Source organism: Micromonospora sp. BL4, from assembly GCF_003667505.1.
Taxonomy (GTDB): domain Bacteria; phylum Actinomycetota; class Actinomycetes; order Mycobacteriales; family Micromonosporaceae; genus Micromonospora.
On record NZ_RCVJ01000192.1, the window covers coordinates 1 to 22,339 of the forward strand.

Sequence of the window (22,339 nt, forward strand, 5' to 3'; positions counted from 1 at the left end):
AAAGGAATCCCAACCAGCCAGACATAAAGCCCGACCAGTCCGGGGTATAAATCATAATTGGCACTGGCTTATCAAGCACCCTGTTGAGTTCTCAAAGAACAACCACACACCGATCAAAAGCCCCACCAGTGGGACCCCATCTCGGGGCTTTCCGTTCGCGTCCCCGACGCTTTCCGGCGTCAGGCACTTTTACTACGTTACCCGCCGGTTTTCGCCGTGTCAAACCGCTGTTTTCGCGGCCCGTCGTGCGTCTTTCCGTGCTGCGGGCACCATGTCTCGACCGGCTTGCGCCGCTCTCGTCATGGATTCGACAGGCCGGCCGCCGCGGTTTCCCGCGAACTCGCCCGGTGCCCTGCCGGTCGTCAACCTTACCCGGTCGGTTCCGCCTCACCAAATCCGCCTCGCGGCGAGTCTGGGGCCCCTCCCGGTACCGGGACTGAAGGTGTAACCCCTCCGGCCCGGCGGTCATTCCCGCGCTCCGGCCGCTGCAGGCTTTCGCCTGTTTCGTCCGTTCCGCGCTGGCAGAGAGAAAGTTACGCGTCCGGCGGGATGATCGTCAAATCCGCCGGACGCGTCCCCCGTCACACCGTCGACAGGCGACTATCCGGCCAGCTCAACGCCCGCGAAGGAGCGCTTGCCGCGGCGCAGCACCAGGTACCGGCCGTGCAGCAGGTCCTCCGGTGACACCGAAGCGTCCACTTCGGTCACCCGGTTGTTGTTGACGTAGGCGCCGCCCTCGGCGATCACCCGACGGGCCTCCTTGAGGCTGGGCACCAGCCCGGAGTCGCGCAGCAGGCCCGCCACGTCCGGCAGCTCGCCGGCGAGCTGCACCAGGCCGGCCTCGGTCAGCGCCGCACGCAGCGTCTCCGGGGACAGGTCGTCCAGTGAGCCCCGACCGAACAACGCCTGGCTGGCGGCGATGGCCTGCCCGGTCTCCTCCGGGCCGTGCACCAGGGTGGTCAGCTCCTCGGCGAGCGCCCGCTGCGCCAGTCGGGCCGCCGGTCGTTCGGCGGTGGCCTTCGCCAGCTCCTCCAGCTCGTCCCGGGACCGGAAGCTGAAGTACCGCAGGTAGCGGTCGACCTCCCGGTCGTCGACGTTCAGCCAGAACTGGTAGAACGCGTACGGGCTGGTCATCATGGGGTCGAGCCAGACGGCGCCGCCCTCGGTCTTGCCGAACTTCGTGCCGTCGGCCTTGGTCACCAGAGGCGTGGTGAACGCCTGCACCGGCCCCGCGCCGCGCCGCCGTACGTAGTCGACGCCGGCGGTGATGTTGCCCCACTGGTCGGAACCGCCGAACTGGAGCTGACAGCCGTGCCGGCGGTGCAGCTCGAAGAAGTCGTTGGCCTGCAGCAGCTGGTAGCTGAACTCGGTGAAGCTGATCCCCGTCTCCAACCGGGCCCGCACCACCTCGCGCGCCAGCATCTTGTTCACCGGGAAGTGCTTGCCCACGTCGCGCAGGAACTCGACCACCGACATCTCGCCGGTCCAGTCCAGGTTGTTGACCAGTCGCGCCGCGTGGTCGCCGGTGTACGACACGAACGGCGCCAGCTGCTCACGGATCCGCTCAACCCAGCGGACGATCACCTCGGGCGGGTTGAGGGTGCGCTCGGCGCTCTCCTTCGGGTCACCGATCTGCCCGGTCGCCCCGCCGACCAGCAGCAGCGGGCGGTGGCCGGCGAGCTGCAGCCGGCGGGCCATGGTGACCTGCATGAGGTGGCCGACGTGCAGGCTCGGCGCGGTGGGGTCGAAGCCCACGTAGTAGGTGGCGGCGGCCCCGCCGTCGAGCAGCTCGCGCAGCTCGTCGAGGCCGGTCGAGTCCTGGATCAGGCCACGCCAGAGCAGGTCGTCGGTCAGGGAGTCCCGCCCGGGCGGCGGGGGGCTGCTGTCGGTCACGGTCGCTAATTCTCCCCCATCGGCGGTACCGACCCGTACCGGGTTTGGCGCGAGCCGCCCCGGCTAGGCTTGCGGCTTGTTGATCGAGGAGGGTTTTGTCGTGGAGATGCCGGACCTGACGGGTGGTTTCGTCGCCCTGCTCGGCCTGAAGTTCGAGGAGGCCACCGCCGACCGGGTCGTTCTCAGCTGGCGCGTCCGACCCGAGTTGCACCAGCCGTTCGGCATCCAGCACGGCGGGGTGTACTGCTCGGTGGTGGAGACCGCCGCCAGCGTGGGAGGCTCGCTGTGGCTGGGCGACCGGGGCACCGTGGTCGGCGTCAGCAATCAGACCGACTTCCTGCGGGCGGTCCGCGACGGCGAGCTGACGGCGGTCGGCACGCCGGTGCACCGGGGCCGCAGCCAGCAGCTCTGGCAGGTAGAGATCACCGACGCCGACCGGCGGTTGGTCGCCCGCGGTCAGGTCCGGTTGCAAAACCTTTCCCCCGCCTGACCCGGCACGCCCCCGCGCGGCGGCGGGCCCCGGCACGCACGGTCAGCTGCGGGCCTCGTCCAGCAGCACCGGCTCGGTCTCCTGGTCGGTGTCCTGCTCGGCGTCCGCCTCGTCGGGGACCCGGCTCAGCCGTACCTCGGTGATCGCCCGGTGGTCGATGCCCGCGACCACCAGCGTCCAGCCGTCCAGGGTGACGTCCTCCCCCGCGACGGTCGGGATGTGGCCGAGGCGGGCCAGCACCAGCCCGGCGACGGTGGTGTAGTCGCCGTCGGGCCGCGACGGCAGCTCGACGCCGATGTCCGGCAGGTCGTGCACCGGGAAGGTGCCGGGCAGCAGCAGCGCGCCGTCGGGGTCGCGGCGCACCGAGTAGCCGTCCCGGTCGGTCTCGTCGTAGATCTCCCCGACGATCTCCTCCAGGATGTCCTCCAGCGTGACGATGCCGTCGACGGCGCCGCGCTCGTCCACCACCAGAGCGATGTGCTGGCGTTCGGCCTTGAACTGGCGCAGGGCGTCCACCACCGGCAGCGAGTCGGGCAGCAGCATCGGAGGGCGGGCGATCTCGTCGACCGGCCGGTCGTCCGGCACGCCCACCAGGTCGCGCAGGTGGATCACGCCAAGCGTGTCGTCCAGGCCGCCGTGGCGCACCACCGGCGCCCGGGAGTGCCCGGTGGCGGCCAGCACCAGCCGCGCGGACTCCGCGGTGGTCCCGCTGTCGAGCGTGAAGACCCGCAACCGGGGTACGAGGACCGCCCGCAACCGCCGGTCGGCGATCTCCACGGCGCCGGCGATTATGGTGCGCTGCTCCTTGGTGAAGCCGTGGTTGCCGGCGACGATGTCGCGCAGCTCGTCCGGGCCGATCTCCTCCGGCTCGTGCTTCGGGTTGAGCCCGACCAGCCGGACCACGAGGTCGCTGGTGGCGCCGAGCGCCCAGACGGCCGGTCGGGTTACGGAAGCGAGCAGGTCGAGCGGGCGGGCCACCAGCAGCGCCCACCGTTCGGCGGACTGCATGGCGATCCGCTTGGGGGCCAGCTCGCCGAAGACCAGGGTGACGAAGGTCAGCGCGAGGGTGACCGCCACGATCGCCACCGTCTCGGCGGCGCCTCCGAACACCCCGAGCAGCGGCACGAGGGGCTTGGCGAGCGAGACCGCCGCGGCGGCGGAGGCCAGGAAGCCGGCCAGGGTGATGCCGATCTGAATGGTGGCCAGGAATCGGTTCGGATCCTTGGCCAGTCGAGCCAGCACCCGACCGGCCCGGCTGGTGCGCTCCAACCGCTGGATCTGGCTGTCCCGCAGCGACACCAACGCCATCTCACTGCCCGCGAAGATCGCGTTGATGACGACCAGGACCCCGACCAGAGCCAGTTGGCTCCCGTAGCTCTGCACGCCTGGATCGCTCCCTCGTCGTGGTGGCGCCGGCCGGTGCGCGGCGCCCACCGGTCGGCGGCCCCGCCCGGCGTACGCGTGTCTGTGCCCCGTGCGTCGGCTGCCGAATCCTGCCCCGGCGACGCTAGGCCGATTCGGCCCCCGATGGCGCGGGCAGGTCCAGGACGTACGAGTCGCCCTCGGCGCGGAAACCGAGGCGGTGGTAGTAGGGGGCGACCATCCCGGGAGGGCTGACCACCCGGTGGAAACCGCGTTCGGTGAAGAGGCGGCTGCGCCGGTAGACGAACTCGCCGGGCGTGAAGTCGCGGAACTTCGGGGTCACGTAGTCCAGGTCGATCTGGGCGACCCCGGGCGCCTCGGCGTGCGAGAGCACCACCCCGACCACCTCGTCGGCCTTGACCACCAGGAACGCGGAGCGTTCCGCGTCGGCAGGGTCCCAGTGGAAGCCGGGATTGAAGCGGGTGATGTCGGCCGCGTGCACCCGCAGCGTGTGCGCCAGGAACTGGTCGCCGACGCCGACCTCGACCACCTGGTAGGTCTGCTCGTCGTGCCGGGTGGCGAGCATGCCGCGCAGGTACCAGATGTTGATCACGGCGAGCACGATGTTGAGCCCGACCATGGGCCAGACCTCGATTGCGGCGTTGTAGCCGATCAGCACGAGGCAGCCGATGAGGTTGAGCGCGCGCAGCCGCAGGATGCGCGACTGCAGCAGCGACCAGACCAGTACCGCGGAGCCGGCCCAGCCGACCAGATCCAACCAGTTCACCCCGCGAGACTAGTGCTCACCCTGGTCAGAGCCGTCGGCGGGCAGCTCCAGCAGCCACTCCTCGACCTCGGTGCCGCGGCCGTTGGCGTACCCCGAGTCCTCGCCGACCACCACGAAGCCGCACTTGGCGAGCACCGCGAGGGACGCGGCGTTGTCCTTGGCGGCGCGGGCGTGCACCGGCCGGGGCAGCTCGCGCAGGAGAGCGGCCAGAGCGGCGGTGGCGTGACCGCGCCCCCAGCGGGCCGGATCGATCCAGTAGCTGACCTCGGTGCGGTCGCCGACCGGGAAGGCGGTGACGTGGCCGACCACCTCGCCGTCGACCTCGACGGTGCGGACCAGGTTCGCCGGGTCGGTGAGCACCCGAGCCCAGTGCCGGGCGAACTCGCGGTGGTCGGACGGGTCGGCGGGGCCGAACGCGGCCATCCGGTTGGCCTCCGGATCCTGCTGGTGCAGGAAGAACTCGACGAGGTCGTCCTCGCGGACCGGGCGCAGCTGCACGTCGGGGGTCATTCGACGAGGGTACGCAGCGGCCGAGGACGGTACGCAACCTCAGGCGGCGACCGCCGCGACCGCCACCGCGGCCGCGGCCAGGGAGCTCGCGACCGACAGCATCCGACGCCACGGCACCGCCGCGTCGACCGCGGGCAGGGTGGGCCAGCGGATCACCGCCAGAGCCACCCCCGCCGCCGACAGGCCCGCGCCGACGGGCCAGAGCCAGGCCGGGACCATCGACCAGTCGCCCAGGCGGTGCCCGAGCCCCAGGTAGGCGAACGCCCACACCGCCGCGGACACCAGGGTCACCCGGTCCAGGTTGGGGCGGCGGACGGTGCCGAGCAGGGCGAGCCCACCGAGGAAGGTGAACGCCACCGCGAGACCGGCGCCGATCCACCACGGCGTCACCGGCGCGGCCTCGCCGGCCTTCTCCTTCGGCACTCCGAGCAGCCGCAGCCCGATGGGCTCGACGCCCTTGTCGGTGTTGCCGAGCACCACCACCGCCCTGCCGGTGGCCGGCTCGAAGCCGACGTAGGACCGGAACCCGCCGGCCGCGCCGTTGTGCCAGACGATCTCGCGGTCGCCGTGGCGGGTGGTGAACCAGCCGTACCCGATGCGGGTGTCCGCGTTCTCGCGGTAGCGGGCGGTGGCGGCGTCGGCGCCGGGCGCGGTGCCGCCGGCGGTAGCTGCCACCAGCCGGGCCAGGTCCTCGGCGGTGGACCAGACGCCGATGCCGGCCGGGGCGTAGCCGGGTCCCAGCCAGGGGTCGAGGGCGCGCCCGCTGGCGCGACTGCCCTGCGCGCGGTCGGCGGGTAGGTCGCCGGACCCGGTGGCGACGACGGTCGCGGTCATGCCGAGCGGCCGGAGCAGCCGCGCCTGCAGCAGATCGGGGTACGCGACGCCGGCCTTCGCGGCCAGCGCCTGGCCGAGCACGGACGGCCCGAGGTTGGAGTAGTGCACCGAACCGCGTCCGTCGCCGGGGGTGACCCGGTCGGCGGCGGTCCGGACGCTGTCGACGTCCTGCCCGGCGTAGGGGTCGCCGCCGGAGACGTTGGACCAGAGGATGCGCGCCCAGCCCAGCGGCGAGCCGGGGGCCAGCCTCGGCAGGCCGGCGCGGTGACTGGCCAGCTCCGCGAGGGTGACATCGCGGGCGGGGCCGGTGACGGCGGGCCAGGTGGCGCCGAGCCGGTCGTCGGGGCCGACGACACCGGCGGCGACCTGGTCGGCCAGGAGCATGCCGGTGAACGTCTTGGGGACCGAGCCGATCTCGAAGGGGGTGCCGGGCTCGACGGGCCGCCCGGCGCCGTCCCGGTCGCCCAGGCCGGCGACGCGGGTCCGGCCGTTCTCGACCAGGGCGACGGCGAGCCCGCGGTGTCCCTTCGGGTCGGGCACCGCCGCCCGGACGGTGCCGGCCAGGTCGGGGTCCCCGGTGACCTGCGGGCCGAGGCGGGGTACGCGGGGCATCAGCACGATCCCGACGAGGCCGGCGAGGAGCGCGACGAGGAGTGCGATCGCGGTCGTTCTACGCATGGTCTTCCTTTCGTCGGGCGAGGGGTGTCCGCCGTGGGGGTGGCTGGGCGGACGGCTTCGACGATGGCGGGGCCGGTGGTCAGCGACCGGCGGCGGCGAGGATGGCCAGCAGTGGCACCACGCGTTCGGCGGGGACGGCGTACCGGCCCCGGCCGGCGCTGCGCAGCCAGCCGGCGGCGGCGATCTGGCGCAGGTGGTGGTGGAGCTGACCGGTGGTGCCCAGCTCTTCGATGTCGGCCAGCGCGGCGGTCGTCTGCCGGCCGCCGAGGACCTCGCGCAGCAGCCGCAGGCGCACCGGGTGGGCCAGCGCGGACAGGGTGGCGGCCAGCTCGGCCCAGTCGTCGGCGAGCAGTTCGTCGACGCCGCGCCCGTACTGCCAGTCGTAGTGCTGGTCGGCGACCCGGACGGTGCCGGTGTAGAGCACGGCGCCCGCTCCGTCGGACGGCAGTCGCTGCTTGAGGCCGTCCAGGGCCCAGAACGTGCCGGCGAGCGCGGGCGGTGTGTCCGCCGTCGGCGGCGACGCCGCCAGGCGCTCGGTCAACGCGGCGACCTGTGTTTCCAGCGCGGCCAGCCGCTCCTCGACAGTTCCCATGAGGTCGATACTACGAACATACGTACTTTCGTGCAACCGGAGGTGCGGGCGAGCCGCCGCCAGCGCGTCCGGGCCGGGGCAAATACCGGCGTTGCCCGCCGGGTACGTCGACAATGACCTGACCGACCGAGGGAGATCCGATGAACCGACCCGTCGTGGTGGGTGTGGACGGATCGCCGTCCAGCCTCGTCGCCGCGGAGCACGCGGCCCGCGCCGCCCTGCTCCGGACCCGGCCGCTGCTCCTGGTGCACGGCTACCTGCACCCGCTCGGCTACGGCGTGCCGCTCAACCCGTACGACCTCGGGGTGCCGGCGCCCACCGAGGAGGCGCAGAAGATGTTGGAGCGCACGGCGGCCGACCTGGTCGACCGCTGGCCCGGCCTCACCGTCGAGGTGCGCCAGATCGCCGGCGGCCCCGGCGCGACGATGGTCGAGGAGTCCCGCCACGCCGAACTCGTCGTGGTGGGCAGTCGAGGACTGGGCGGCTTCGCCGGCCTGCTCCTCGGATCGGTCGGCACGCAGGTGGCCGCGCACGCGCACTGCCCGGTGCTGCTGGTACGCCCGGACGAGCAGCCGATCCCGGTGGACGCGCCGGTGCTGGTCGGCGTGGACGGCTCGGAGTCGTCCCGGCTCGCCGTCACGTACGGCGCCGACGAGGCGGCGCGCCGCGACGTCCCGCTGGTGCTCGTGCATGTCGGCCCGGTGGACGGCGACCGGCCGGTGCCGGAGGAGGTGGAGGAGGCACAGGCCGCGTACCAGGCCGAGGCGGTACGACTGCTGGCCGACGCCTCCACCGCCGTCCGGGAGGAGCATCCCGGCCTGCTGGTGCGGGAACATCCGGTCCGTGCGGACGGCCCGGCCCGGGGGCTCATCGAGGCGAGCGGCACCGCGTCGCTGCTGGTCGTGGGCACCCGGGGCCGGCACGGATTCACCGGACTGCTGCTCGGCTCGGTCAGCCAGGCGGTGATCCAGCACGCGCACTGCCCGGTGCTGGTGGCGCACCCGTACGACCGGGGGTGACCGGGACGTCGTCCCGGCCGAGCATCTGCAGGAAGTCGGTGGTGAGAGCGAACGGGTCGGCCGGGCCGGTGGCCGGCAGCCGACGGTCGATCTGGTCGGCCAACTCCCCGGCCGCGCGCCTGATCCGGCCCCGCAGCGCGCCGTCGGCGGTGCCACCGGACCAGTCCTCCGGAGCGGCGAAGACCGCGGTGGGGACCACGACCGCGCGCAGGTAGCTGAACATCGGGCGGACGGCGTGCTCCAGCGCCAACGAGTGCCGGGCGGTGCCGCCGGTGGCCGCGATCAACACCGGCCGGTCGATCAGCGACTCGGCGTCCAGCACGTCGAAGAAGGACTTGAACAGCCCGTTGTAGGAGGCGCTGAAGATCGGGGTGACGGCGATGATCCCGTCCGCCCCGGTCACCGAGTCCAGCACCTCACGCAGCGCGGCCGGCGCGAACCCGGTGAGCAGGTTGTTCACCACGTCGTGGGCGTACTCACGCAGGTCGACGACGCGCAGTTCCACCTCGGCGCCCCGCCGGACCAGCTCGTCGCGGGTCGCCTCGGCGAGCTGGTCGGCGAGCAGCCGGGTGGACGACGGCTGACTGAGGCCGGCCGAGATCACCGCGAGGGTACGGCGGGTCATCGGGCCACCTCCGGCGCCTTACCCGTCACGTCGTCGACGGCGTGCACGGTGCTGTCCTTGGCGCCACCCGCCGCGGCGAGCAGCGAGGCGTGCGTCGGCGCCTCCGGCACGTGCGCCGGGCGCAGCGCGGCGAACTCCTTGCGCAGCACCGGCACGACCTCCTCGCCGAGCAGGTCGAGCTGCTCCAGCACCGTCTTCAGCGGCAGCCCGGCGTGGTCCATCAGGAACAGCTGCCGCTGGTAGTCACCGACGTAGTCGCGGAAGCTCAGGGTGCGGTCGATGACCTGCTGCGGACTGCCCACGGTCAGCGGGGTCTCCCGGGTGAACTCCTCCAGCGACGGCCCGTGCCCGTAGACCGGGGCGTTGTCGAAGTACGGCCGGAACTCTCGGACCGCGTCCTGCGAGTTGCGCCGCATGAACACCTGCCCGCCGAGGCCGACGATGGCCTGGTCGGCCGAGCCGTGGCCGTAGTGCGCGTACCGCTGGCGGTAGAGCTCGATCATCCGCTGGGTGTGCTCCTTGGGCCAGAAGATGTGGTTGGCGAAGAAGCCGTCGCCGTAGTACGCGGCCTGCTCGGCGATCTCCGGGCTGCGGATGGAGCCGTGCCAGACGAACGGGGGTACGCCGTCGAGCGGGCGCGGCGTCGAGGTGAACGACTGCAACGGGGTGCGGTACTTGCCCTTCCAGTCGACGACGTCCTCGCGCCACAACCGGCGCAGCAGGTCGTAGTTCTCGATCGCCAGGGGGATGCCGGCGCGGATGTCCTTGCCGAACCACGGGTAGACCGGGCCGGTGTTGCCGCGGCCCATCATCAGGTCCACCCGGCCGTCGGCGAGGTGCTGGAGCATCGCGTAGTCCTCGGCGATCTTCACCGGGTCGTTGGTGGTGATCAGCGTGGTCGCGGTGGACAGCAGCAGCCGCTCGGTACGCGCCGCGATGTGACCGAGCATGGTGGTCGGCGACGAGGGCACGAACGGCGGGTTGTGGTGCTCGCCCGTGGCGAAGACGTCCAGACCGACCTCTTCGGCCTTCAACGCGATGGCGACCATCGCCTTGATCCGCTCATGCTCGGACGGCTCCCGACCGGTGGTCGGGTCGACCGTGACGTCGCCGACGGTGAAGACTCCGAACTGCATGACCAGCTCCTCGCGTGTCTGCCGGATCCGTCGTGGTACCCGGACGCACCGCTCAACCTATTTGACGCGTCAAATATTTCATCGGCAGATACCCTGCCGATGGCGTGGATCACGCATTGCCGGACTCGCCCGGCGAACCTGACGGAAGATGTCAGTTCCGCTGGGACAGGATGACGGACATGACCCATCGCGCCGAAGGCACCTTCACGCTGGACACCTGGGACCAGGAGCCGTACGACGAGGCTGAGGGCACCACGCTGGCCGAGGCCCGGATCAGCAAGACGTTCTCCGGCGACCTGGCCGGCACCAGCCTCACGCGCATCCTGATGTGCCGCACGCCCGTGGAGACGTCGGCGGCGTACGTGGGCTTCGAGCGGTTCACCGGCTCGCTCGCCGGACGGGTCGGCAGCTTCGTGCTGCACCACACCGCGGGCAGCGACGGCGACGGCTCGGCCCTGGCCTGGACGGTGGTGCCGGATTCGGGCACCGGCGAGCTGCGCGGCCTACGCGGCGGCGGGCAGATCATCGGTGGCCCGGACGGCGGCCACGCCTACCTGCTGGACTACGACCTGCCCTGACCGCCGCCCGGACGGCTCAGCCGCCCGCGACCGAGGGCAGCACCTGCACCTCGGCGTCGTCGCCGACCGGCGTGGCCAGCCCGCCGGAGTGCCGGCAATCCTCCCCGTCGACGTAGACGTTGACGTAGCGGCGCAGCTCACCACGCTCGTCGCGAATCCGCCGAGCCAGCCGCGGATGGCCGGCGGCCAGCTCGTCGAGGACCGCCCGCAGCGTCCCGGCGGCGGCCACGCTCAACCGGCTGGCGCCGCCGGCCTCGCCGCGCAGCGGGCCGGGCAGCAGCACAGTGACCATGTCACACCGCCGCGGCCCGGACGCAGAGCACGTCGGGCAGGTGCGCCGCCACCAGCGACCAGGAGTCGCCCTCGTCGCGGCTGGCGTAGACCTCGCCCGAGCGGGTGCCGAAGTAGACCCCGCCCGGGGAGGAGTCGTCGGCGCACATCGCGTCGCGCAGCACCGCCGGGTAGAACGGGCCCTCGGGCAGCCCCACCGACAGCGGCTCCCACTTGCCGCCGGCGTCCCCGGAGCGGAAGACCCGGCAACGGTGGTCGGTGGGGAAGCGCTCGCTGTCGGCCACCAGCGGGAACGTCCACACCGTCCCGCCACGCCCGGGGTGGGACACCATCGCGAAGCCGAAGTCGCTGGGCAGCCCGTCGGCGATCGAGGACCAGGTGCGGCCGTCGTCGTCGGAGCGGTAGACGCCGTGGTGGTTCTGCGCGTACAGCCGCTCGGGGTTGCCGGCGTCCCGGGCGACCTTGTGGACGCACTGGCCGAACTCCGGCCACTCGTTGGGCATGAAGTAGGCGCGGATGCCGGTGTTGCCCGGCGCCCAGCTCGCCCCGGCGTCCTCCGAGCGGTAGACCCCGCCGGTGGACATGGCGACCAGCAGCCGGGCCGGGTCACGCGGGTGGGGCAGCACGGTGTGCACGGCCTGGCCGCCGAACCCGGCGCCCCACTCGGGGCGGTGCGGGTGGTCCCAGAGTGAACGGACCAGCTCGAAGCTGCGGCCGCCGTCGGTGGACCGGAACAGCGCCGAGGGCTCGGTGCCGGCCCAGACCACGTCCGGCTCGTCGGGGCCGGCCGGCATCAGCTGCCAGACCCGCCCGAGGGTCGCGTCGGTGTCGGCCGGGAAGGCGACCGGGGCCACGTCGGGCTCGTCCCAGGTGGCGCCGAGGTCGTCGCTGGTGGCGACGCTGGGCCCGAAGTGTGAGCTGGTCACCCCGGCCAGCAGCCGCGGGGTGGGGCGGCGGGTGTCGACCGCGACCGCGTAGACGCCGGTCATCGGGAAGTGCGGGCCGGTGATCTCCCACGTGCGCCGGTCATCGGCGCTGGTGGCGAGAAACAACCCCTTGGCCGTGCCGATCGCGAGCAGCGTTGCCATGACGTCCTCCGGTCCGTCGGCGAGCAGGTGCGGTGATTATGGCCACACCCCCCGACACATTCGCCAGGCCACACGCCGCGCCGGCGCTCAGCGCCGGGCGCGGGGCACGTGCCGGCGGTACGCGCTGACCGTCGGATCGCCGTCGAGCCAGAACCGCCACGGCAGGTCGTGGGCTCCGGTCACGCCGACCCGTGGACCGGCGACCACCGCCTGTGGGGGCACCGGCGACGCCGCGGGGCGCAACCGGACCGGCCCGTCGCCGAGCAGGTATCCGCCGTACGCGGCGCGGTCGATGCCGAGCGTGGCGCAGAGCCGAGCCGGCCCCCGGGCCAGATCGACGTCCCGGCGTACGGCAGGTCGGCGGGCGCGTGCCGTGGCCAGCCCGTCGACCACCGCACCGGCGCGTAGCAGCACCGCGGCGGCCTCCCCCTCGACTCCGGTGACCACGTTCATGCACCAGTGCATGCCGTAGGTGAAGTAGACGTAGGTGTGCCCGGCCGGCCCGAACATCACGGCGTTGCGCGGGGTGCGCCCCCGGTGCGCGTGCGAGGCGGGATCTCCGGCCGTGCCGGCGTACGCCTCGACCTCGGTGATCCGGACGGTCACCCCGCCGGCGTGCAGCAGGCAGCCGAGCAGCCCACGCGCGGCCGGCAGCAGCGGGCCGGCGAGCAGGTCCGCCAGCGTCGCCAGGCCGGCGTCGGCGTCGGCGTGGTGGTCACCGGGCAGCAGATCCATGACCCGACGGTACCCAGCCCGTCCCGCCGACCATCGCCGCAACCCTCGGCGTTTCAACATTCTGTTGACAACAGGAAGTTGATGGGTTGTGATCGGAGCATGACGACCGACGACCAGTTCACCGCGCCGAGCCCGGCCCGGGCGCGCGCCCACCGCACGCACGACGCGCTGCAACGGATCAGCGAGCGGCACGCCGGCACCGAGGCCCGGCGGGGACGCTGGGCCCACCCGTACGTGCTGGACCCATGGGAAGCGGTGGCCCTGGTCACCGCGCTGGCCGCGGGCGGGGCCGAACGGGAGCCCACCGAGGAGCCGGTCGACGGCGCCGACCTCACCGCCGCGCTGACCCTGCTCCCGCACGTCCGCGCCGAGCTGGACGCCCTGGAGGCGGGGCTGTTGACGCTGGCCCGCGACCGGGGGCTGACCTGGCAGGCCATCGCGTACGGGCTGGGCCTGGGCAGCGCGCAGGCCGCCCGGCAGCGCTACGAGCGGGTCGCCGCCCGCTCCGCCGAGCAGAGCGGCTGACCCGCCACCGGTGCAGAGGGTGGCGACCCGACCGGCACGGCGCGCGCCGACCAGCGGCCGGGCGGGCAGACTGTGCGCACGACGATTCCGGGAGGCACCCATGGAGCGCGCGGAGATGCTGGCGTACTGCCTGGCCAAGCCGGGGGCGTGGCTGGACCGGCCGTGGGAGGGCGACGAGGTGGTGAAGGTGGGCAGCCGGATCTTCGCCTTCCTCGGCAACGGCGACGGAACCCCGACGATCGGCCTGAAGTGCGGGCCGACCCGCGAGGTGGCAGACGAGTGGCTGCACCGGCACCCCGACGACGCCAGGGTGATGGCCTACATCGGCCGGTCCGGGTGGAACACGCTGCGCCTGGACGGCGGGATCGACGCCGACGAGCTGTCCGAGGCCGTCGACGCGTCGTACGACATGGTGGTGGCCAAGCTCCCGAAGCGGGAGCGCCCGACGGCCTGAACCGACCGCGGCGCCGGAAGCGGACAGCTCCGGCGCCACGGCGACGTCAGCGCGGGACGACCCGCTCGGTGGCCCACTCCCGCCAGCCGGCCAGCCGGTCCGCGGCGGCGGCGAGCTGGTCGGCGACCGGCCCGGGGCCGGTCGAGCCGGGGGTGGTCCGGGCCGCGAGCGCCGAACGGACCGAGAGCACCTTGCGCACCGACGGGTCGAGGTGCTCGCTGACCGCGGCCAGATCGGCGTCGGAGACCTCGTCCAGCTCGCAGTCCCGGGCCGCGCAGAGCGCCACCAGGCGGCCGGTGATCTCGTGCGCGTCACGGAACGGCACGCCCTTCCGGACGAGCCAGTCGGCCACCTCGGTGGCCAGCGAGAAGCCGACCGGCGCGGCGGCCACCAGACGGTCCACGCGGACCGTCATCGTGGAGATCATTCCGGCCAGGGCCGGGAGCAGCAGCTCCAGGGTGTCGACGGCGTCGAAGGCCGGCTCCTTGTCCTCCTGCATGTCCCGGTCGTAGGTCATCGGCAGGCCCTTGAGCATGGTCAGCACCGTCATCAGCCCACCGACCAGCCGGCCGGACTTGCCCCGGGCCAGCTCGGCGATGTCCGCGTTCTTCTTCTGCGGCATGATCGACGAGCCGGTGGCGAACGCGTCGTCCAGCTCCACCCAGCCGAACTCGTGCGAGGTCCAGAGCACCACCTCCTCGCCGAGCCGGGACAGGTGCACCCCGATCATCGCGGTGGTGAAGAGGAACTCGGCGACGAAGTCCCGGTCGGCGACCGCGTCCATCGAGTTGGCGAACGACGTGCGGAAACCCAGCTCCTTCGCCACCGCCACCGGGTCCAGCGGCAGGCCGGACCCGGCCAGCGCGCCCGCGCCGAGCGGGCTGATCGCCGCGCGGTGGTCCCAGTCGCGCAGCCGCTCCAGGTCGCGCAGCAGCGGCTGCACGTGGGCGAGCAGCCAGTGCCCGAAGGTGACCGGCTGGGCGTGCTGAAGGTGGGTCATCCCGGGGGCGGCGGTGTCGACGTGCCGCTCGGCCTGCTCGACCAGCGCCTCGGCCAGCTCCACCACCCGGCTGGCCACACCCCGGGCGTGGTCGCGCAGGTAGAGCCGCAGGTCCGTGGCGACCTGGTCGTTGCGGGACCGGCCGGCGCGCAGCTTGCCGCCGAGGCTGCCCAGCCGCTCGAGCAGCCCGCGTTCCAGCGCCGTGTGCACGTCCTCGTCGTCGACCGTGGGGCGGAACGCCCCGGAGGCGCAGGCGGCCTCCAGGTCGTCCAGGGCCGCCAGGATCCGCCCCAGCTCCTCCGGGTCGAGCAGGCCGGCACCCGCCAGGACCCGGGCGTGCGCCCGGGAACCGGCGATGTCGTACGGGGCCAGGCGCCAGTCGAACTGCACGCTCACCGACAGCCGGGCGAGCGCCTCGGCGGGGCCGCCGGCGAACCGGCCACCCCACAGGCTCGTCCGGTTGGTGGCGGCGCTGTTCTCGGTCAGGCTCTTGTCGTCCACGCCGCCCATCATTGCTCTGCTTGCCCTTCGCTCGCGACTGCGGGGCTCACTCGCCGCGCTCGCTCACTCCTCGCGCTCGCACGGATCACTGGCCGGAGCTGCCCAGCCGGGCGTTGCGCGCGGCGGCCATCCGGCTCGGCAGACCCCACAGCTGCACGAAACCCTTCGCGAGCGACTGGTCGAAGGTGTCGCCGGTGTCGTAGGTGGCCATCCCGAAGTCGTAGAGGCTCGCCTCGGAGCGCCGACCGGTGACGGTCGCCCGGCCGCCGTGCAGGGTCATCCGCACCTCGCCGCTCACGTGCCGCTGCGCGTCGTCGATGAAGGCGTCCAGCGAGTCCTTCAGCGGCGAGAACCACAGGCCGTCGTAGACCAGCTCACCCCAGCGCTGGTCGACGCTCTTCTTGAACCGGGCCAGGTCCCGCTCGACGGTGACCGCCTCCAGCTCCTGGTGGGCGGTGATCAGCGCGATCGCGCCGGGCGCCTCGTACACCTCGCGGCTCTTGATGCCGACCAGCCGGTCCTCGACCATGTCGAGGCGGCCCACGCCCTGCGCGCCGGCGCGCCGGTTCAGCTCCAGGATCGCCTGGTACGGCGTGACCGTCTCACCGTCGATGGCCACCGGCACGCCGGCGTCGAAGGTGATCACGACCTCGTCGGCGTCGCGGTCCTGCGCCGGGTCGGAGGTGTACGAGTACAGGTCCTCGATCGGGGCGTTCCAGATGTCCTCCAGGAAGCCGGTCTCCACCGCGCGGCCCCACAGGTTCTGGTCGATGGAGTACGGCGACTTGGCCGACACGTCGATCGGCAGCCCCTTCTCCTCGGCGAACGCGATCGCCTTGTCCCGCGTCCAGGCGTAGTCCCGGGCCGGCGCGATGATCTTCAGGTCGGGGGCGAGCGCGTTCAGGCCGACCTCGAACCGGACCTGGTCGTTGCCCTTGCCGGTGCAGCCGTGCGAGACGATCGTCCCGCCGTGCTTACGGGCCGCGGCCACCAGGTGCTTGACGATCAGCGGCCGGGACAGCGCCGAGACCAGCGGGTAGCGGTCCATGTAGAGGGCGTTCGCCCGGATGGCCGGCAGGCAGTAGTCGGCGGCGAACTCGTCGCGCGCGTCGACCAGCTCGGACTCGGCGGCGCCGCAGTCCAGCGCCCGCTGCCGGATGGCGTCGAGGTCCTCGCCGCCCTGCCCGACGTCGACCGCCACCGCGATCACCTCGGCGCCGGTCTGCTCGGCCAGGTAGGGAATGGCGACGGAGGTGTCCAGCCCTCCGGAGTACGCCAGAACGACCCGCTCGGTCATGGTGTGGTGCTCCCTTCAACGTTGTCTTCCCCGCGGGCCCAGCCGGCGAGCTTGTCGCCGAGTGCGGCCCCGCCGACGGCCTCACGGGCCACGACGAGGATGGTGTCGTCGCCGGCGATGGTGCCGACGACCTCGGGCAGGCCCGCTCGGTCCAACGCGCTGGCCAGGTATTGGGCTGCGCCCGGCGGGGTACGCAGCACGGCGATGTTGCCGCTGGAGTCGACCCCGTTGAGCAGCTCACGCAGCAGCCGCACCAGCCGCGCGGGGGCCGCCTCGGCGTCGCGCAGCGGCCGGTGGCCGTCCTCGGGGATCAGGTAGATCGCCGGCCCGTCGCCGCCGCGCACCTTGACCGCGCCGAGCTCCTCCAGATCCCGCGAAAGGGTGGCCTGGGTGACTCCGACGCCGTCGGCGGCGAGCAGGTCGGCCAGTTCGGTCTGCGAGCGGACGGCCTTGTCACGGATCAGCTCCACGATCCGGGCGTGCCGCGCGGCGCGGGTCAGCGGGGCGGTCATCGGGACTCCCCCGTTCCGGCTCCGGCGCCCACCAGGAACGTCAGCAGCGCCTTCTGGGCGTGCAGCCGGTTCTCCGCCTGGTCGAAGACCGCGCTCTGCGGGCCGTCGAGCACCTCGTCGGTGATCTCCTCGCCGCGGTGCGCGGGCAGGCAGTGCAGCACGATCGCGTCCGGCGCGGCCTGGCCGAGCAGCTCCTTGTTGACCTGGTACGGCAGGAACGGGGTGATCCGGTCCAGCCCGTCGTCCTCCTGCCCCATCGACGTCCAGGTGTCGGTGGCCACCACGTCGGCGTCGCGTACCGCCTGACCCGGATCGGTCAGGACCCGCACCGACCCGCCGGTGCCGGCGGCGATCTCCGCCGCTCGGCTCAGCACGGTCGGGTCCGGTGCGAAGCCGGCCGGCCCGGCGACCCGTACGTGCATCCCGGCCGTGGCCCCGGCCAGCAGGTACGACTGGGCCATGTTGTTCGCGCCGTCCCCCACGTAGGTCAGGGTGCGGCCGGCCGTGCCGCCGCACCGCTCGCGGACGGTGAGCAGGTCGGCCAGCAGTTGGCAGGGGTGGAAGCCGTCGGTGAGCGCGTTGATCACCGGCACGCTCGCGCCGGCCGCCACCTCGGCGATCCGGTCGTCGCCGTGGGTGCGCAGGACGATGGCCGCGACGTAGCGGGACAGCACCCGCCCGGCATCGGCCAGCGACTCGCCCCGGCCGAAGTGGGTGACCTGGGTGTCCACGACGAGGGGGTGCCCGCCCAGCTCGGCGATCCCGGCGTCGAACGAGATCCTGGTGCGCAGGCTCTGCTTGTCGAAGAGCACCGCCACCGAGCGCGGCCCGGACAGCGGCCGGTGGCCGAACCGGTCGGCCTTCATCCGCGCCGCCAGGTCGAGCACCGTGGTCTGCTCGGCGGGTGAGAGATCGTCGTCGCGCAGAAAGTGCCGGCTCATGCGGTCGTCCCCGTCGTGGTCGTGGCGGTGGCCGTCGTGGTCGGCGTCGAGATCGTGGAGGATGCCGGCCCCTGGTGCGGCGCCGTTCCTGCACGATCGGTGCCGGCGGCCGCCGGGGCGGCCGCGTCCAGGGCGGCCGGTAGAGCGGCGAGGAAAGTGTCCGCCTGGGCGGTGGTGAGGATCAGCGGCGGGGCCAGCCGGACCACGCCCGGCTGCACCGGGTTGACCAGGAAACCGGCCTCGCGCAGCGCCTCGGCGAGCACCGGCGCCACCGGGGCGGTGAGCGCCACGCCGAGCAGCAGACCCGCGCCCCGCACACCGGCGACCAGCGGGTGGTCCAGCGCCTCGATGCCGTGGCGCAGCCGCTCGCCGACCCGCTTGACGTGGTCGAGCAGCCCCTCGTTGGCGATGGTCGCCACCACGGCGAGCGCGGCGGCGCAGCTGATCGGGTTGCCGCCGAAGGTGGTGCCGTGCGAGCCGGGGGTGAGCAGGTCGGCGGCCCGGCCGAAGGCCAGCGTGGCGCCGATCGGCAGCCCGCCGCCCAGCCCCTTGGCCAGGGTGACCACGTCCGGCTCCACGCCCTCGGCCTGGTGGGCGAACCAGTGGCCGGTGCGGCCGATGCCGGTCTGCACCTCGTCGAGCACGAGCAGCGCCCCGTGCGCGGCCGTGATCCGTCGGGCGGCGGCGAGGTATCCGGCCGGCGGCACGACCACGCCGTTCTCGCCCTGGATCGGCTCCAGGACCACCATGGCGGTGGCGTCGGTGACGGTGGCCTCGAGGGCGGCGACGTCGCCGTAGTCGACGTGGGTCACCTCGCCGGGCAGCGGGCGGAACGGGTCGGCCTTGGCCGGCTGGCCGGTCAAGGCGAGGGCGCCCATGGTGCGGCCGTGGAAACCGCCCCGGGTGGCCACCACGTGGCTGCGGCCGGTACGCCGGGAGAGCTTGAACGCCGCCTCGTTCGCCTCCGCGCCGGAGTTGGCGAAGAAGACCCGGCCCGGCCGGCCGGCGAGCGCCAGCAGCAGCTCGGCGAGGGCGACCGGCGGCTCGGCCACGTAGAGGTTGGAGACGTGCCCGAGGGTGGCGACCTGCCTCGAGACGGCGGCCACCACGGCCGGGTGGGCGTGGCCGAGGGCGTTCACCGCGATCCCGCCCACCAGGTCGAGGTACTCCCGGCCGGCGTCGTCGACCACCACCGCGCCGGCGCCGGAGACCAGCGCCATCGGCGGGGTGCCGTAGTTGTCCATCATGGACTGGCTCCAGCGCTGTACCAGTGCGCTCATGACGCGATCACCATCGTTCCGAACCCTTCCGAGGTGAACACCTCGAGCAACGTGGAGTGCGCCACCCGACCGTCGACGACGTGCGCGGCGGGGACTCCCCCGCGCACCGCCCGCAGGCAGGCCTCCATCTTCGGCACCATCCCCGACTGGAGGCTGGGCAGCAGCGTGGCGAGGTCGTCGGCGGCGATCTCCGAGACCAGGCTGGTGGTGTCCGGCCAGTCGGCGTACAGGCCGGCCACGTCGGTGAGGACGACCAGCTTGCGGGCCCGCAACGCGACGGCCAGCGCGGCGGCGGCGGTGTCCGCGTTGAGGTTGTGCAGCACCCCGTCGACGTCCGGCGCGACCGTGGAGATCACCGGGATTCGGCCGGCCGCGATCAGGTCGGTCACCGCCGACACGTCCACCGACTCGACGTCGCCGACCTGGCCGACGTCGACCGGCAGCCCGTCCACGTACGCCGGGCGGCGCACCGCGGTGAACAGCCGGGCGTCCTCGCCGGAGAGGCCGACGGCGAAGGGGCCGTGCGAGTTGATCAGCCCTACGAGTTCCCGGCCCACCTGCCCGACCAGCACCATCCGGACCACGTCCATCGCCTCGGCGGTGGTCACCCGCAGGCCACCGCGGAACTCACTGGCGATGCCGAGCCGGCCCAGCATGGCGGAGATCTGCGGACCGCCGCCGTGCACCACCACCGGCTTGAGCCCGGCGTACCGCAGGAAGACCATGTCGGCGGCGAACGCCCGCTGCAACTCGGGGTCGGTCATGGCGTTGCCGCCGTACTTGACGACGACCGTGGAGCCGGAGAAGCGGGCCAGCCAGGGCAGCGCCTCGATCAGCGTCTCCGCCTTGACCTGGGCGCGGGTGAGGTCGGTGCTGAGGCTCATGTGGAGTACGCCGAGTTCTCGTGCACGTACGCGTGGGACAGGTCGTTGGTCCAGATCGTCGCGGCCGACGTACCGGCGTGCAGGTCGATCCGGATGGTCACGTCCCGCCCGGTCAGGTCGACCTTCGAGCGGTCCTCGGCGGCGCCGCCGCCCCGGCACACCCACACCCCGTTGACGGCCACGTCCACGCCGTCCGGCTCGAACGCGGCGGAGGTGGTGCCCACCGCGGCGAGGATCCGGCCCCAGTTCGGGTCGTTGCCGAACAGCGCGGTCTTGACCAGGTTGTTGCGGGCCACCGAGCGGCCCACCTCGACCGCGTCGTCCTCGTCGGCGGCGCCGACCACGTCGATGGCGATCTGCTTGGTGGCGCCCTCGGCGTCGGCGACCAACTGCTGGGCCAGGTCGTGGCAGGCCGCGGTGACCGCGGCGGCCAGCTCGGCCGGCGTCGGCTCGATGCCGCTCGCGCCGCTGGCCAGCAGCAGCACGGTGTCGTTGGTCGACATGCAGCCGTCCGAGTCCACCCGGTCGAAGCTGACCCGGGTGGCCGCGCGCAGCACCTCGTCCAACGTCGCCGGCCCGGCCACCGCGTCGGTGGTCAGCACGCAGAGCATGGTGGCCATCCCCGGCGCGAGCATCCCGGCGCCCTTGGCCATCCCGCCGACGGTCCAGCCGCTGCCCCGGGCCACCGTGGTCTTCGAGCGGGTGTCCGTGGTCAGAATGGCCTCGGCGGCGGCCGTGCCGCCGTCCCGCGACAGCCCCCGGATCGCCGAGCGGACGCCGGGCAGCAGCTTCGGCATCGGCAGCCGCTCCCCGATCAGCCCGGTGGAGCAGACCGCCACCTCACCCGCGCCGAGGATCAGCCGTGGGCTTACCGAGGTCAGCGCGGCGGCGGTGTGCTCGGCGGTGGCGTGGGTGTCCTGAAACCCGGCCGGGCCGGTGCAGGCGTTGGCGCCGCCGGAGTTGAGCACCACCGCGCGGACCACACCGCCACGCACGACCTGCTGCGTCCAGAGCACCGGCGCGGCCTTGATCCGGTTGCTGGTGAACACCGCGGCGACGCCGGCGTCCGGGCCGTCGTTGACCACCAGCGCGACGTCGGAGCCACCACTGGCCTTCAGGCCGGCAGCCACCCCGGCCGCCCGGAACCCCCGCGGGGTGGTGACGCTCACGGGTTGACCCCCCAGACGGACAGGCCGGTGGTCTCCGGCAGGCCGAGCATCAGGTTGGCGTTCTGGACGGCCTGGCCGGCGGCGCCCTTGCCCAGGTTGTCCAGCGCGCTGAGCACGATCAGGCGGCCGGAGTCCACGTCGACGGTGGCCTGCAGGTGGCAGGAGTTCGAACCCAGCGTGGCCGCGGTGTGCGGCCACCTGCCCTCGGGCAGCACGTGCACGAACGGGTCGTCCGCGTACGCCTGCGCCAGCACGTGCTGCGGGTCGACGCCGTGCGTCGGCAGCGCGGTGACCGTGGCCAGGATGCCGCGCGGCATCGGCGCCAGGACCGGGGTGAACGACAGACCGGTCGCCCCGGACGCCTGCTTGATCTCCGGCACGTGCTGGTGGGTGCCGACCCGGTACGGCGACAGGTCCCCCAGCACCTCGCTGGCCAGCAGGTGCGGCTTGGCCGCCCGCCCGGCGCCGGAGGTGCCGGAGGCGGCGACCACCACCACGTCGGCGGGGTTGGCCGCGCCGGCCGCGATCAGCGGCGCGACCGCCAGGGTGATCGCCGCCGCGTAGCAGCCGGTGTTCGCCACGCGGGTCGAGCCGGCGATCAGCTCCCGCTGGCCGGGCAGCTCGGGCAGGCCGTAGGTCCACTGGCCGGCGTACGGGCCGCCGTAGTACTGGGCCCAGTGGTACGGGTCGGCGAGCCGGTGGTCCGCCCCCAGGTCGACGATCCGCACGTGCGGCGGGATCTGGGCGGCCAGCACGGCCGACTCGCCGTGCGGCACCGCCAGGAAGACCAGGTCCGCGTCGGTGAGCGTCGAAGGGTCGGTCTCGCCGAACACCAGGTCGAGCCCGGTGAGCTGCGGGTGCACCACGTCGACGCGGTGCCCGGCCTGGCGGTGGGCGGTGGCGGCGACCAGGTCGAACTCCGGGTGCCCGGCGACCAGGCGCAGCAGCTCGCCCCCGGCGTAGCCGCTCGCTCCGGCGACCGCGACTCGGATTCCCATACTCACCTCCGCATGACTATGCAACGAAGGTTAGCGCCATGATCGGGGCGCTGCAAGTTCATACAGTCCACTGCATGGGAATGATGCGGGTGTCGCCGGACACACGTCCGGCCCGGGTCGCGGGGCGACACGGGCCGGAACGGCGAAAAACGGGATGGAA

24 protein-coding genes are annotated in these 22,339 nt (G+C 73.1%); 5 read left to right on the plus strand and 19 right to left on the minus strand.

The genetic code is table 11. The features are described 5' to 3' along the window. Positions 1–600: 600 nt before the first annotated feature. Positions 601–1,893, minus strand: a complete 1,293-nt coding sequence (gene tyrS, locus EAD89_RS25505; protein ID WP_121677483.1) for a tyrosine--tRNA ligase — start codon at positions 1,891–1,893, stop codon at positions 601–603. 82 nt (positions 1,894–1,975) lie between these two features. Here tyrS and EAD89_RS25510 point away from each other — a divergent pair, with 82 nt between their 5' ends. Continuing rightward, entirely contained in the window at positions 1,976–2,383 is a 408-nt protein-coding gene (locus tag EAD89_RS25510; RefSeq protein ID WP_199723385.1) for a PaaI family thioesterase, read from the plus strand. A gap of 42 nt (positions 2,384–2,425) precedes the next feature. Here EAD89_RS25510 and EAD89_RS25515 read toward each other — a convergent pair whose 3' ends face one another. From EAD89_RS25515 to EAD89_RS25535, 5 genes are all read right to left on the minus strand, one after another. Then, entirely contained in the window at positions 2,426–3,766 is a 1,341-nt protein-coding gene (locus EAD89_RS25515; RefSeq protein ID WP_121677484.1) for a hemolysin family protein, read from the minus strand. A gap of 124 nt (positions 3,767–3,890) precedes the next feature. Continuing rightward, positions 3,891–4,532: a hypothetical protein gene (locus EAD89_RS25520; RefSeq protein ID WP_121654264.1), complete on the minus strand. Its 642-nt coding sequence runs from the start codon at positions 4,530–4,532 to the stop codon at positions 3,891–3,893. 9 nt (positions 4,533–4,541) lie between these two features. Further along, a complete protein-coding gene (locus tag EAD89_RS25525) occupies positions 4,542–5,042 on the minus strand; it encodes a GNAT family N-acetyltransferase (RefSeq protein WP_121654263.1) in 501 nt (166 codons plus the stop codon). Positions 5,043–5,081: 39 nt separating this feature from the next. Then, positions 5,082–6,554: a serine hydrolase gene (locus EAD89_RS31170; protein ID WP_121677485.1), complete on the minus strand. Its 1,473-nt coding sequence runs from the start codon at positions 6,552–6,554 to the stop codon at positions 5,082–5,084. A 79-nt stretch (positions 6,555–6,633) separates the two neighbouring features. Continuing rightward, the gene (locus EAD89_RS25535) at positions 6,634–7,146 is read right to left on the minus strand and encodes a helix-turn-helix transcriptional regulator (protein WP_121677486.1); all 513 of its coding nucleotides are present in this window, start codon (positions 7,144–7,146) and stop codon (positions 6,634–6,636) included. A gap of 140 nt (positions 7,147–7,286) precedes the next feature. On the opposite strand from EAD89_RS25535, the gene EAD89_RS25540 reads away from it, so the two are divergent. Then, complete coding sequence (locus EAD89_RS25540) at positions 7,287–8,165, plus strand: universal stress protein (protein WP_121677487.1); 879 nt, start codon at positions 7,287–7,289, stop codon at positions 8,163–8,165. On the opposite strand, the gene EAD89_RS25545 is transcribed toward EAD89_RS25540, so the two are convergent. Together EAD89_RS25545 and EAD89_RS25550 are read right to left on the minus strand one after the other, a co-directional pair. Then, complete coding sequence (locus tag EAD89_RS25545; protein WP_121677488.1) at positions 8,098–8,790, minus strand: FMN reductase; 693 nt, start codon at positions 8,788–8,790, stop codon at positions 8,098–8,100. The two genes, EAD89_RS25540 and EAD89_RS25545, sit on opposite strands and share 68 nt — an antisense overlap. Further along, positions 8,787–9,926, minus strand: a complete 1,140-nt coding sequence (locus tag EAD89_RS25550; RefSeq protein WP_121654258.1) for an LLM class flavin-dependent oxidoreductase — start codon at positions 9,924–9,926, stop codon at positions 8,787–8,789. The genes EAD89_RS25545 and EAD89_RS25550 overlap by 4 nt, the downstream gene beginning before the upstream one ends. Before the next feature lie 179 nt (positions 9,927–10,105). On the opposite strand from EAD89_RS25550, the gene EAD89_RS25555 reads away from it, so the two are divergent. Next, positions 10,106–10,504 carry a DUF3224 domain-containing protein gene (locus EAD89_RS25555; RefSeq protein ID WP_199733626.1) on the plus strand — a complete coding sequence of 133 codons (399 nt, stop codon included), beginning with the start codon at positions 10,106–10,108 and terminating at the stop codon, positions 10,502–10,504. Between the two features lie 16 nt (positions 10,505–10,520). On the opposite strand, the gene EAD89_RS25560 is transcribed toward EAD89_RS25555, so the two are convergent. The 3 genes from EAD89_RS25560 to EAD89_RS25570 form a co-directional block, all read right to left on the minus strand. After that, positions 10,521–10,796, minus strand: coding sequence for a ubiquitin-like small modifier protein 1 (locus EAD89_RS25560; protein WP_121654256.1), 276 nt, complete (start codon positions 10,794–10,796; stop codon positions 10,521–10,523). Between the two features lies 1 nt (position 10,797). Further along, entirely contained in the window at positions 10,798–11,883 is a 1,086-nt protein-coding gene (locus tag EAD89_RS25565; protein ID WP_121654255.1) for an exo-alpha-sialidase, read from the minus strand. A gap of 87 nt (positions 11,884–11,970) precedes the next feature. Continuing rightward, a complete protein-coding gene (locus EAD89_RS25570; protein WP_121654254.1) occupies positions 11,971–12,618 on the minus strand; it encodes a DNA-3-methyladenine glycosylase in 648 nt (215 codons plus the stop codon). Between the two features lie 99 nt (positions 12,619–12,717). On the opposite strand from EAD89_RS25570, the gene EAD89_RS25575 reads away from it, so the two are divergent. Both EAD89_RS25575 and EAD89_RS25580 read left to right on the plus strand, forming a co-directional pair. After that, positions 12,718–13,143 carry a DNA-binding protein gene (locus EAD89_RS25575; RefSeq protein WP_121677490.1) on the plus strand — a complete coding sequence of 142 codons (426 nt, stop codon included), beginning with the start codon at positions 12,718–12,720 and terminating at the stop codon, positions 13,141–13,143. Between the two features lie 100 nt (positions 13,144–13,243). After that, positions 13,244–13,597, plus strand: a complete 354-nt coding sequence (locus EAD89_RS25580) for an MmcQ/YjbR family DNA-binding protein (protein WP_121677491.1) — start codon at positions 13,244–13,246, stop codon at positions 13,595–13,597. Between the two features lie 46 nt (positions 13,598–13,643). Here the strand turns inward: EAD89_RS25580 and argH are convergent, their stop codons facing one another. From argH to argC, 8 genes are all read right to left on the minus strand, one after another. After that, positions 13,644–15,107: an argininosuccinate lyase gene (argH, locus tag EAD89_RS25585; RefSeq protein WP_121677530.1), complete on the minus strand. Its 1,464-nt coding sequence runs from the start codon at positions 15,105–15,107 to the stop codon at positions 13,644–13,646. A gap of 76 nt (positions 15,108–15,183) precedes the next feature. Continuing rightward, a complete protein-coding gene (locus EAD89_RS25590) occupies positions 15,184–16,395 on the minus strand; it encodes an argininosuccinate synthase (RefSeq protein WP_121677492.1) in 1,212 nt (403 codons plus the stop codon). Next, a complete protein-coding gene (locus EAD89_RS25595) occupies positions 16,392–16,907 on the minus strand; it encodes an arginine repressor (RefSeq protein WP_121677493.1) in 516 nt (171 codons plus the stop codon). The genes EAD89_RS25590 and EAD89_RS25595 overlap by 4 nt, the downstream gene beginning before the upstream one ends. Beyond that, positions 16,904–17,848, minus strand: a complete 945-nt coding sequence (gene argF, locus EAD89_RS25600; protein ID WP_121677494.1) for an ornithine carbamoyltransferase — start codon at positions 17,846–17,848, stop codon at positions 16,904–16,906. The genes EAD89_RS25595 and argF overlap by 4 nt, the downstream gene beginning before the upstream one ends. After that, complete coding sequence (locus EAD89_RS25605) at positions 17,845–19,128, minus strand: acetylornithine transaminase (RefSeq protein ID WP_233579118.1); 1,284 nt, start codon at positions 19,126–19,128, stop codon at positions 17,845–17,847. Before EAD89_RS25605 ends, argF begins: the two co-directional genes overlap by 4 nt. Next, the gene (gene argB, locus EAD89_RS25610; protein WP_121677495.1) at positions 19,125–20,012 is read right to left on the minus strand and encodes an acetylglutamate kinase; all 888 of its coding nucleotides are present in this window, start codon (positions 20,010–20,012) and stop codon (positions 19,125–19,127) included. The genes EAD89_RS25605 and argB overlap by 4 nt, the downstream gene beginning before the upstream one ends. Next, complete coding sequence (gene argJ / locus EAD89_RS25615) at positions 20,009–21,181, minus strand: bifunctional glutamate N-acetyltransferase/amino-acid acetyltransferase ArgJ (RefSeq protein WP_121677496.1); 1,173 nt, start codon at positions 21,179–21,181, stop codon at positions 20,009–20,011. The genes argB and argJ overlap by 4 nt, the downstream gene beginning before the upstream one ends. Next, positions 21,178–22,179, minus strand: a complete 1,002-nt coding sequence (gene argC, locus EAD89_RS25620) for an N-acetyl-gamma-glutamyl-phosphate reductase (protein ID WP_121677497.1) — start codon at positions 22,177–22,179, stop codon at positions 21,178–21,180. Before argC ends, argJ begins: the two co-directional genes overlap by 4 nt. Positions 22,180–22,339 lie beyond the last annotated feature (160 nt).